This window comes from Streptomyces sp. NPDC127119 (assembly GCF_042677425.1).
Classification (GTDB): Bacteria; Actinomycetota; Actinomycetes; order Streptomycetales; family Streptomycetaceae; genus Streptomyces.
On record NZ_JBHXTO010000208.1, the window covers coordinates 1 to 11,316 of the forward strand.

Genomic DNA, 11,316 nt, shown 5'->3' on the forward strand with positions numbered 1-11,316 from the left:
GGGTGGGTCGTGGTGCCGGTTCGTGCCCTGTCAGGGGCGCGGGGAACTGCGCGGGTCACCCCCACTCGGCTGCAGTCGAGAGCCGGACGGGGCCGTCCAGAATCCCCGCGCCGCCGCGCAGGCGCTACGCGCCCACCGACACCGTGAAACGTCGCGGGTTGCCGTCGTGGGCCGCGCCCGAGACGTCGGGCTGGCCGTCGGGGCGTACGTCGTCGTACGGGAACGCGTAGCCGATGGGGGAGTTGGCGTGGACGACGCGGGCCCAGTGGTTGGTGACCGCGTCCGTGTAGTAGTCCGACGTGGTCGTGCCGTTGGGCTGGGTCGGGTGCGTGAGCATGATCGAGCGGTTGAACCCGGCGGCGAGGCGCGCGAGGATGGCCTTCTTGTCGTCCGGGTCGCCCGGGTTGTTGGCGAACGGCCCGTGGTTGCAGGTGAAGATGTCCTTCGACGTGGGCTTGCTGAAGGTGTGACCTCCGGCGAAGGTCAGCGTGTCGCCGCTGACCCGCCCGGTGACGACACCCCGGCCGCCCTGGAGGTCGATCCCCAGGTCGGTGGAGCGGTACTTGTCCCACACCTGGTCGATATAGCCGGTCCAGAGGTCGCGGAACGGCATCTCGGCGGGCCGGTCGAAGTACGGAGCCATCAGGTTCTGCGGCGAGACCACCCGCAGTACGGAGCCGTCACCGCCCCGCGTCACCAGCTTGTCCCAGGGCTGACCGTCCTTGGCGGCCTGCGCCGTGAGGTCCGCGGCGATCCGGTCGACGGCACCGTCGGGCAGCGGGGCCACGGTGTGCGTGGCGTCGCCCTCCAGGGTCAGACCGATCGGCAGCGCGGTGACCAGGTCGACGTAGCTGATGTTGGCGTACAACTGGTCCGTGTTGAAAGTGAATTCGCAGAACGACCACGTCCTCCCGCAGTTCGGGTCGGTGGCCGTGGCGAACGCGGGCTCGACCAGGGAGGGGCCCGGGTTGAGGTAGAAGTCGAGCGTGCTGTCCCGTACGAAGTAGACGCGGGCGCCGTACATCTGAGGCAGCGTCAGCACCTTGGCGGCCGAGCCGGCGGCACCCAGGGGGATGGCGCAGTCGACGGGCAGCGGTGTCTGCGGCGCCGAAGGGGAGGTGGGCCGGTAGACACTGCCGTCGGCGCGCAGCAGGACCCAGTTGCCCGTCGACTGCTCGTGACCGGTGACGTACGCGCGGACCGTGCCGGGCAGCGAGTTGTTCTTGAGGGCGAGTTCACAGGTCGCGGGAGCCGCCTCGGCCGTCGGGCTGAGAGCGCTCCCCCAGACGGGGTAGCCCGCGGCGGCGGTGACGGCGGCGGTTCCGGTCAGAAACTTCCTGCGTGAGATCAAAGCGGTCTCCTGGAACGTGGGGGGAGGCAGGAGCAGGCCGATGTATGGGGCATCGGCCTCCTGCGGGGCACCACTGTTCCCAGGGGGAGTTGAAGCGTCAAGGGTTATGACTGAGAGCGCTCTCGAAAAGTCCATGCTTTCAGAAGTTGACGGCAGGTCGGGCGGGGGCGGGGGCGGGCCGGGTCGGGCGGGCCGGACGCCGGACAGGGTTGGCCGGAGGGAGTCGGCCGCCCCCGGCCGGCCAACCCTTCGGCCGTCGGTCTCCCGGCGAACGTCAACCCGTGGCCGGCTCGCTCTTGATCACCGCGAAGCGTGCCCCGTAGGGGTCGGCGAGCTTGCCGATCCGGCCGACGCCCTCCACGGACGTGGCGGGCATCCGGACCGTGCCGCCCAGACCTCGGGCCTTCGCGAGCACGGCGTCCGTGTCCTCGACCTCGAAATAGGGCAGCCAGTACGCCCCCGCCTCCTGCTCCGCCGGGTCGTCGGCCAGGGGGACGACACCGCCGAACATGGCGTCCTCGCCGCCCTCCGAGGGGTTGACGCAGGTGTAGACGCCGCCCGGGAACGGCATGGCCGAGGTCTCCATGCCCAGTACGGAGTGGTAGAACGCGGCCGCAGCGGCGATGTCCGGTGTGTACAGCTCGACCCAGCACAGGGAGCCCTCCTCACCGGCCACGTCGAGGCCGCGGAGCGCGGCGGGCTGCCAGAGGCCGAAGGGGACGCCCGCCCGGTCGGCGAGGATGGCCATGCGGCCCTTGTCCATGACGTCGTCGGGCGGCACCAGCACGCCGCCCCCGGCCTTCTCGACCGCCTTGGCCGTCGCGTCGGCGTCCGGGCTCTGGAAATAGACGGTCCAGGACGGCGGGCCCTGCTCGGGGGTGGTCTGCATACCGCCCGCGACGGTCTTCCCGGCCGCCTGGAAGAAGCCGTAACCGCCGGTATCGGGTCCCGCCGACTGGAAGTCCCAGCCGAAGAGGCCTCGGTAGAAGGAAGTGGCGCCGTCGATGTCGGGGGTGCCGAGATCGAGCCAGTTCGGGGCGCCCGTCACGAAACGGGTGGTGAGCATGTTGCCCTCCTCTGAGGGGTCCCGTTGCCTGCACTGCCGAGTCTTGCACCGCCCACTGACAATCGCCGCCGGAGCGGGGCGCTGCCGTGGTCCGGGGCGCCGTTGGTGGCCGCCTGCGCCGTCGGGGGGCGGCCTCGCACCCCGTGTCCCTGAGGAGGTGGGGCCTGGGGCACCTATTCGGCTGCGGGCCGTGCGTGGCTGAGCGCGCCGTTCCCCGCGCCCCTGAAAAACGGGGCTGCGCCCCTGCCTTTCATCTTTTAGGGGCGCGGGGAACTGCGCGGCCCACCCTCACCGACCCGCAGCCAAAACCGTCCCCGCACCCCTGCCTTCTCAGGAGCCCGTTGTTTGCCTGCGGCTCGGTGGGGGCTGGTCGCGCAGTTCCCCGCGCCCCTTACGGGGCGCGGGACGCCGGGCCCCTCTGTGCCGCGGATGGCGTGGTCGCAGGCGCCGGAGTTAATCCGTTGTGGATTTCGCCGCGCGCCGCTGTGCCCCCGCCTTCGGCCGGGAGCATCATCGGGTTCGGCGGGTGTGGTGGTGGTGCGTGGGTGGGCGTTGAGCCCGTGTTGATCGAACGTTTTTCGAGGCGCGACACGATCCCGGCATGCACAACGACACCATTGCCGCCGCGCCCGACCTCTCCTGGCAGGAACAGGCACTGTGCGCCCAGACCGGCTCCGACTTCTTCTTTCCCGAGCCGGGCAGCTCGGTGCGCGAGGCGAAGCAGATCTGCGGAATGTGCGAGATGCGCTCCGCGTGCCTCGAATACGCGCTCACCCACGACGAACGCTTCGGCGTCTGGGGCGGCCTCTCCGAGAAGGAGCGCCTCAGCCTCCGACGCGCCCAGCACTAGCTCGGTACCAGCTCGGCAGTAGTTCGGCACCGGCCCGGTGGCCGGGGCGCATCGGGAATTCCGAGCGCGTCGCGGCTTCCGGCAGGCACAATCCACCGCATGGTCCACACCCCGCGGCAGCAGGCCGAGAGTCTGCTGAACGCCTTCGATCCGCTGCCGTACCCCCTGCGTATGCGCGAACTCGCCGCAAGGGTAAGGGAGGTGGCGGAGGCGCGTCCGCTGCTGGACGAGCTGGAGGCGCACGGGTCCTACGGGCGAGGGCTCGCCGTCGTCGCGGCGGCCGTCAGCCGGGACGCCGGGTGGGTCGGCGCCCGCCTCGCCGACCCGGACTCCTTCGTGCGCGGACACGCGCTGCGGGTGGCCGACAGCCTCCAAGTGCCCGACTCCGCCTACGAGACGGCGCTGGCCGACGCGCCCGAGGCGATTCGCCGTGACCTGCTGCGGGCCGTGGTCTCGGGCCGGCGCACCGCGCTGGCGGACCGGCTCGTCGACCCGCTGCGCGACGAATGGGGCGACGCGGAGGCGGCACGCCTGCTGCCCGGCTGCTCACCCGGCACGGTCGCCCGGCTCCTGCCCTCGCTCTTCCACGCCGTGCGGGGCTGGGCATCGCTCGGCAGACGGCACCCGGAGGTCCTGCTGGACGCGGTGGAGGGCGAGTTGGCCGCCCTGCCCGCGTCACTGCGTGACACCTGGTGGCGACGGTACGCGCAGGCCGTGACGGCCACCGTGCCCTTCCGGCCGCTGCGTGCGCTGGACCTGGTCGAACGCTTCGCATCCGCCGGGCTCCCGTATCAACTCCACAACCAGTTGGGCGCGTTCGCGGCCGTCGCTCCGGAACGGGTGCTCCGGCTGCTCCTCGTGGGCGACAGCTCTTCGGCCGCTGCCGTGCGCAGTCGTCCGCTGCTGCGCAGGATCGCCCGGGCGGAGGGGTTGGAGAGCGGTGAACTCGTCCGGCTTGGCTCGGTGTTGGCCGACCACGGCGACCTCGCCGTCCTCCTGGCGGCGCTCCCGCCCGCTCGCCGGTACGCCTTCTACACCGAAGTGATGGCCGGCCGGGGCCCGGGAGGCGGGGGTGCCGTCGTCGACGCCGTCATCCTCGATGCCCTGCCGCGCAGTTGTGTCGCGGAGGAGGCGCGGCGGATGGCCGCCGCCGCCCGTGAGAGCGGAGCGACCTGGCACACCGTCCTGCTCGCCGAGTCCTGTCTGCCGGTCGCCCAGGTGCGCGAGCGGCTCGTCGAGGCGACCCGCCGGCCCGCCGCCGAAGACCGCGCCCTGGCCTGGCCGTTGCTCATCACCAACGCGGCCCGCTCCGGCGACCCCGCCGCCGTCGTCCACGTACTGGAGGAGTCCGCCCGGCTCCGCAACGAGCAGGACCCGGTACGGCAGCCGGCTCTGTGGGCGTTGTCCCGTATTCCGCCCGCCCTGTTGACCGAGGACGCAGGGCCGCACCTCGACAGGATCGTCGCCGACGCCGTCGACGCCCGGGACTCCTCGCCGGGGAGCCGGCACAACCTCAGCCGGTTCGCCGTCTCCGTGCTCCGCGAGCACGCGGCGGGCGGCTCAAGGGAGTTGGTCAACTGGGCCCTGCGCACCCTCGTACGTATCTCCGGCAACACCGGCGGCGCCGACCTCGGCCGACTCGACGCGACCCTGCGCCGGGGGCAGGAACACCAGGTGTACGAGGCGTTGCGGCCGTGGATCGAGGCCGGGGCGGAGAAGGCCGACCACGGCCTCGTCTTCGCGCTGGCCCGAGCCGTGGGGCGGCGTGCCGCCGGCATGACCGATCTGCAGGAACTCCTCTGGCAGGCCATCCGGTTCGGGAACGACACGACCGTCCGCTCCGCCGTCGAGCTGTGGCTGGAACCGCCCGCCACCCGGGACGAAAGAGCCGCGCGCGTCCTCGCCCTCGACCCCTCGGCGGGGACCCTGTGGCCCGTCCTGGCCGTGCTCACCCGCCGCCGTACCGACCTCCTCGACGTGCTCCTCGCGGACACCCCGCCGTACGGGCGCTTCCTCACCAGGGGTACCGCGTGGACCGTACCCGTGGGACCCGACGTACGGCGCTGGCTGCCGCGTCAACAGGACGCCTTGGTGCGGAAGTTGGCGGAGTCGGCCGCCGACGCGGGGCTGCCGGCGCATGCCAGGGCCGCCGCCGTCGAGCAGGCGGCGCGCATACCGGAGCGGGGCGCCGAAGTCGCCCGCCGCTGGACCGGCTCGCGGAACACCGTGCTCGCGGAGGCCGCGCTCGGCGCGCTCGCCCACACCGACCGGCCCGGAGACACGCTCCCCGAACTGCTCGCGCACGCCGGCGACGACCGGGCCCGTGTCGCCGTGTACGCGGCCACCCGGGTGTCCCGGCACGTGGCGCCGTCCCTGCTCGTGGACCGGCTGCGTGACGTGCTGTCCGCGCCGGACACCAAGGTGACCAGCCGCAAGGAGGCCGCCCGCCTCGCCGCGGCCCGGCTCCCGGCCCCGGTGGCCGCACGCCTTCTCACCGAGGCGTACCGGCGGCCGGGCACCCACCTCGACGTCCGGGCCGCGTGTGTCGCCTTCGCGGGCTCGTTGCTCGCTCAGGAGCCCGTATGGACGCTGCTGCACGACGCCGCCGGAGCCGAACCCGTTCTCCGCGCGGCCGTGCTGCGCGTCGCACCCCTCGACCTGCCGGAACGGCACCGCGAGCGGTACGCCCGGCTCGTCCGCGACGTGTCCACGACCGACGACCCGCCGACCGCCGTCCTCGCCTACGGCGCCCTGGCCCGCTGGGCGCCGTGGTGCCCCGACGCACCCACCGTCCTGGCCACCGCCACGGCGGACCTGACGAACCGCACGAGCTGGCGGGCCGCCGCCCACGGCCTGGTGATCGCGGCGACGGGTTCGGACGGGGGAGCGGCCGGATTACGAGACGCCCTGCGGACGCTGGCGGATGCGGATGCGGAGGCGACATCGGAGGCAGGGAGCCCGGACCACGTCTACGCGGGCGGCTTCCCCGGGGGCGAAGCCCTCACCGGCATCGATACCGGCACCAATGCCGACACCGGTGTTGCTGCCGATACCGGCGCCGGCACCGGCACGATCACCGGTGCCGGTGCCGGTGCCGGCGCTGATGCAGAGCCCCTTCGGGACCGGCCCGCCCGGCAGCGCGTCGACCATCTCGTCGCGTGCCTGGCGCAGCGGGCCGAAGTCGACGCCGGGCCCGTCCGCGCGGCGGCCCTCGGCGCCGCCGAACTGCTGGCCCGGTACGACGGTTTCGTGCCGCAGGCCGCCGCGGTCACGGTGGCCCACCTCGACCTGGACGCGGCGGCGGAGCATGTGGAGGCGGCCCTGTCCCGGCTGGCCGCGCTGACGGCGGGCCGGCCGGCGCTCGCGGCCGCGACCGCCGCCGAACTCGCCGAACGGCTGGACCGCGGGACGCACGAGGGCGACGCCGAGACCCTTTTCGACACCGTCCGACGGCTGACCGCGCACGGCGGTCACAGCGAGGGACTGCTCGCCACGGCGCTCACGGTCGCACTCGGCACCCGCACGGACTGGCGGCTGCCGTGGCGAGAGCGGCTCAGAGCACTGCGCCGCCACCCGGTGGCCGACGTCCGCGACGCGGCACTGGCCCGGACGACGGCGTACGAGTGAGAGATGCCCCGGCCCCGGCACAGACGCCGGGACCGGGGCATCGGGTCACCCGCCGCGAAGCGGATCACACGGCTGCGGAGCGGATCACACAGCGGCGGCGCGGGCCGCCATACGGGCCTTGCGGGCCGCGAGCTTCTCGTCGAACTTGGCGGCCTCGGCGTCCAGGCCGCCCATGTACAGGCCGAGCTCCTCCTGCGCCTTCAGGCCCTCGGGGCCCAGGCCGTCGATCTGCAGGACCCTGAGGTGACGCAGTACCGGCATCAGGACGTCGTCGTGGTGGATCCGCATGTTGTAGACCTCGCCGATGGCCATCTGCGCGGCGGCGCGCTCGAAGCCGGGCATACCGTGTCCGGGCATCCGGAACTGGACGATGACGTCCCGCACGGCCTGCATGGTGAGGTCGGGGGCCAGCTCGAACGCGGCCTTGAGGAGGTTGCGGTAGAAGACCATGTGCAGGTTCTCGTCGGTCGCGATGCGCGCCAGCATGCGGTCGCAGACGGGGTCGCCCGACTGGTGTCCGGTGTTGCGGTGCGAGACGCGGGTCGCGAGCTCCTGGAAGGCGACGTACGCGACGGAGTGCAGCATCGAGTGCCGGTTGTCCGACTCGAAGCCCTCACTCATGTGCTGCATACGGAACGCTTCGAGCTGGTCGGGGTCCACGGCGCGCGACGCGAGCAGGTAGTCGCGCATCACGATGCCGTGGCGGCCCTCCTCGGCGGTCCAGCGGTGCACCCAGGTGCCCCAGGCGCCGTCGCGGCCGAAGAGGGAGGCGATCTCGTGGTGGTAGCTGGGCAGGTTGTCCTCGGTCAGGAGGTTGACGACGAGCGCGATGCGGCCGAGCTCGGTGACCTTGGACTGCTCCTTGCCCCAGGCCTCGCCGTCCTCGAAGATGCCGGGGAAGTTGCGGGCGTCGGACCAGGGCACGTACTCGTGCGGCATCCAGTCCTTCGCGACCTTCAGGTGCCGGTTGAGTTCGGTCTCCACCACTTCTTCCAGCGCGAACAGCAGCCGGGCGTCGGTCCAGTCGGAGGACGGGCTGCCGAGATGGGGAGAAGTGATCGTCACGGGGGCTCCAGGGGGACGTATGTGCTGAGCGGTGAAACCAACCTACGGCATCGTAGGCTACGTATCCGTAGGTTACGGTGCCGTAGGTTAAGCGTGCTGTAAAGAGCCCTGATCAGCAACGATCTCCGGAAAGATCGATTCGGCAGGCATACGGAGGCCACCCGTCCGGCGGATGCGCAGGTCCCGGGGCCGTGCGCGGGGCACTCCGGGTCTCAGACGTACAGCTCGCGCAGCCGGACCGAGAGGCACGTCACACAGCCTTCGAGCTTCTCGAACTCGCCGATGTCGACGAGGACGGGTTCGAGACCGAGCCCGGCGAGCAGATCGGCGGTCTTCGGCGCGCTCGCCGCCATCAGCAGCTTTCCGCCGCCCAGCAGGACGACGTGCGAGCCCGCCTCCTCCGGCACCGCGAGGAAGCGCGGGAACAGCGACGGCGTGTCCACCAGCGGCTCGTACCCGATGATCGTGCCGTCCGGCAGGGCGGTGACGGCCGACTTCAGGTGCAGCACCTTGCTGACCGGTACGGCGACGACCCGGGCGCCGAGCGGCTCGAAGGTAGCCCTCAGCTGCTGGATGCCGGCTCCGTTGGTACGTCCGCCCTGGCCGACGTAGATCGTGTCGCCGACCTTCAGGACGTCGCCGCCGTCGAGCGTGCCCGGCTCCCACACCCAGTTCACCGAGCAGCCGAGCCGGGCCACCGCCTCCTCGACACCGGCGGTCTCGCCGCGCCGGGACTCCGCGCCCGGGCGGCCGATCAGCGCGACGTTGCGGAAGACGACCACGGCGTCCTCGACGAACACGGAGTCCGGGCAGTCGTCGGCGGGCTCCGCCTCGACGGTCTCCCAGCCGTGCGTACGCAGTGCGCCCGCGTACGCCTCCCACTGGTCGAGCGCCAGAGCGAGGTCGACCGGTGTGCGCTCCAGGTGCGTGACGAGACCTTCGGCCAGGCGGGGGCTGGGACGGCGGATGAGAGCCTTCTGGCTGGGCACGTGCGGTCTCCGTCTCGGCAGGGTGTTGTCCCGCACATCATGCAGCCCCGCCCTGCGCCGCAACAGCCCCAGCCCCGTAAGGGGCGCGGGGAACGGCGCGGGCCACCCCCACACACCCGCACCCGACGACGGCCCCGTCAAGGGGCGCGGGGAACCGCGCGGCCGGCCCCCACGCACCCGCACCCTACGAACAACCGGCGCCCCCGGGGGAAGGGGCACCGCCCCGGTCGTGAGTTCCGTGCGGCCCGGTGGGGGCGGGCCGCGCAGTTCCCCGCGCCCCTCAGCGGGGCTGCGCCACCGCCTCGGACGTCGTCTCCGTCAGCTCGCCGTCCAGGAGCAGCCACCGCGTGATCCCGATCGACTCCAGGAACGGCACATCGTGGCTGGCCACGATCAGCGCGCCCTCGTACGACTCCAGCGCCGTGGTGAGCTGCCGCACGCTCGCCATGTCGAGGTTGTTCGTCGGCTCGTCGAGCATCAGGAGCTGCGGTGCGGGCTCGGCGAGCATCAGCGCGGCCAGGGCCGCCCGGAACCGCTCGCCGCCCGAGAGCGTCGCCGCCCGCTGATCGGCCCGCGCGCCCCGGAACAGGAAGCGGGCCAGCCGCGCCCGGACCCGGTTGTTGGTGGCGCCCGGCGAGAACCGCGCCACGTTCTCGGCGACCGTCAACTCGTCGTCGAGGACATCGAGTCGCTGGGGCAGGAACCGCAGCGGCACATGGGTCGACGCCTCCCCGGAGACGGGCGCCAGCTCCCCGGCGATCGTCCGCAGCAGGGTCGTCTTGCCGGCCCCGTTGCGCCCGATCAGCGCGACCCGCTCGGGCCCGCGCAGATCGAACGAGCCCGCACTCCCCCCGTACGCCAGCTCCAGGTCGAGGAGCGTGAGCACGTTACGGCCCGGCGGCACGGCCGTGTACGGCAGGTCGACGCGGATCTCGTCGTCGTCCCGCACGGCCTCCACCGCGTCGTCGAGCCGTTCCTTCGCCTCGGCGAGCTTCTCCTCGTGCATGATGCGGTGCTTGCCCGCGGACTCCTGGGCCGCGCGCTTGCGCGCCCCCATCACGATCTTCGGCTCGCGCTTCTGCTCGAACATCTTCTGCCCGTACCGCTTGCGGCGGGCCAACTTGACCTGCGCGTCGACCAGTTCGCGCTTCTGCTTCTTCAGATCGGACTCGGCGACGCGCACCATCCTCTCGGCCGCCTCCTGTTCGGTGGCGAGCGCCTCCTCGTACGCCGAGTAGTTGCCGCCGTACCATGCGACCTCGCCGGAGCGCAGATCGGCGATCTGGTCGACCAGGTCGAGGAGTTCACGGTCGTGGCTGACCACGACCATGACGCCGGAATAGCCCTCGACGGCCGCGTACAGCCGTCGGCGCGCGTACAGGTCGAGGTTGTTGGTGGGCTCGTCGAGGAGGAGTACGTCGGGCCGGCGCAGCAGCAGCGCGGCCAGCCGCAGCAGGACCGACTCGCCGCCCGAGACCTCGCCGATGGTGCGGTCGAGCCCGATGTGACCGAGGCCGAGTACGCCGAGCGTCGCCACGGCACGCTCCTCGACGTCCCAGTCGTCGCCCACGACCTCGAAGTGCTCCTCGGACACGTCGCCCGACTCGATGGCGTGCAGCGCGGCGCGCTTGGCCGCGATGTCCAGCACCTCGTCGACCCGCAGCCCGGTGTCGAGGGTGACGTTCTGAGGAAGGCGGCCGACCTCGCCCGCGACGCGGACGGTGCCCTCGGCCGGGACGAGTTCTCCCGAGATCAGCTTCAGGAGTGTGGACTTCCCCGATCCGTTGACGCCGACGAGCCCGGTCCTGCCGGGTCCGAAGGCCACCTGGAGGTCCTCGAAGACGGGCGTGCCGTCGGGCCAGGCGAAGGAGAGGGAGGTGCAGGTGATGGAAGTGGGGGTACTGGACATACGGGCCTCGCAGTGCTGGATGCGGTCAGGGCGACACGTATCGAGACACCGGGAGGCGGCGACGGCCGGAAGGACGGAGTCCTCCGGGGGGATCGCGGAACACGGGAAAAGCCCTGTTCCGCGGGACGGCTCGGAGCCGAGGTCGCACGCTGCGCACACACGGACAGGTGTGTGGCGCGGTGTCTCAAGACCTCAGACGAGCAACGTCCTTCTCCATTCGGCGACAACAGGACCGCTTTACACCGTAGGAGGGGGCCCACCGGCTGTCAACGAATTAAAGCGCCCCCGGGCGGGGGCGGGGGGGGGCGCGGGCCGGCGCGCGGGCCGCGGCGGGGGGGGCGGGGCGGCGGGGGGTTGCGGGGTGTTTTGGTTTGGGGGGGGGTTTTGGGGGGGGGGGGGGGGGGGGGGGGGGGGGGGGGGGGGGGGGGGGGGGGGGGGGGGCGGGGTCGGGTCCGAGGC

Annotated in this window: 7 protein-coding genes; 2 read left to right on the forward strand and 5 right to left on the reverse strand. The window is 72.4% G+C overall.

Annotation, left to right across the window (positions count from 1 at the left end; translation table 11 throughout):
* Positions 1-124: 124 nt before the first annotated feature.
* Together ACFVH5_RS41580 and ACFVH5_RS41585 are read right to left on the reverse strand one after the other, a co-directional pair.
* Complete coding sequence (locus tag ACFVH5_RS41580) at positions 125-1,351, reverse strand: glycoside hydrolase family 64 protein (protein ID WP_385838876.1); 1,227 nt, start codon at positions 1,349-1,351, stop codon at positions 125-127.
* A gap of 274 nt (positions 1,352-1,625) precedes the next feature.
* A complete protein-coding gene (locus ACFVH5_RS41585; RefSeq protein WP_385838877.1) occupies positions 1,626-2,417 on the reverse strand; it encodes a VOC family protein in 792 nt (263 codons plus the stop codon).
* Positions 2,418-3,018: 601 nt separating this feature from the next.
* Between ACFVH5_RS41585 and ACFVH5_RS41590 the strand changes: the two genes are divergently transcribed.
* On the forward strand, positions 3,019-3,267 hold the full coding sequence (locus ACFVH5_RS41590) for a WhiB family transcriptional regulator (protein ID WP_384808700.1): 249 nt from the start codon (positions 3,019-3,021) through the stop codon (positions 3,265-3,267).
* 99 nt (positions 3,268-3,366) lie between these two features.
* Positions 3,367-6,894 (forward strand): hypothetical protein, encoded by a 3,528-nt coding sequence (locus tag ACFVH5_RS41595; protein WP_385838878.1) that lies wholly within the window; start codon positions 3,367-3,369, stop codon positions 6,892-6,894.
* Between the two features lie 84 nt (positions 6,895-6,978).
* Here the strand turns inward: ACFVH5_RS41595 and ACFVH5_RS41600 are convergent, their stop codons facing one another.
* The 3 genes from ACFVH5_RS41600 to ACFVH5_RS41610 all read right to left on the reverse strand — a co-directional run bounded on the left by ACFVH5_RS41600 (position 6,979) and on the right by ACFVH5_RS41610 (position 10,857).
* Positions 6,979-7,959: an acyl-ACP desaturase gene (locus ACFVH5_RS41600; protein WP_248776479.1), complete on the reverse strand. Its 981-nt coding sequence runs from the start codon at positions 7,957-7,959 to the stop codon at positions 6,979-6,981.
* A 212-nt stretch (positions 7,960-8,171) separates the two neighbouring features.
* The gene (ddaH, locus tag ACFVH5_RS41605; protein ID WP_384808695.1) at positions 8,172-8,948 is read right to left on the reverse strand and encodes a dimethylargininase; all 777 of its coding nucleotides are present in this window, start codon (positions 8,946-8,948) and stop codon (positions 8,172-8,174) included.
* Between the two features lie 280 nt (positions 8,949-9,228).
* Positions 9,229-10,857 (reverse strand): ABC-F family ATP-binding cassette domain-containing protein, encoded by a 1,629-nt coding sequence (locus ACFVH5_RS41610; RefSeq protein WP_385838879.1) that lies wholly within the window; start codon positions 10,855-10,857, stop codon positions 9,229-9,231.
* Between the last annotated feature and the right edge of the window lie 459 nt (positions 10,858-11,316).

Coding starts and splice junctions, on each gene's coding strand:
- ACFVH5_RS41585 (WP_385838877.1), bottom strand. CDS start 2,417: ATGCTCACCACCCGTTTCGTGACGGGCGCCCCGAACTGGCTCGATCTC.
- ACFVH5_RS41590 (WP_384808700.1), top strand. CDS start 3,019: ATGCACAACGACACCATTGCCGCCGCGCCCGACCTCTCCTGGCAGGAA.
- ACFVH5_RS41595 (WP_385838878.1), top strand. CDS start 3,367: ATGGTCCACACCCCGCGGCAGCAGGCCGAGAGTCTGCTGAACGCCTTC.
- ACFVH5_RS41610 (WP_385838879.1), bottom strand. CDS start 10,857: ATGTCCAGTACCCCCACTTCCATCACCTGCACCTCCCTCTCCTTCGCC.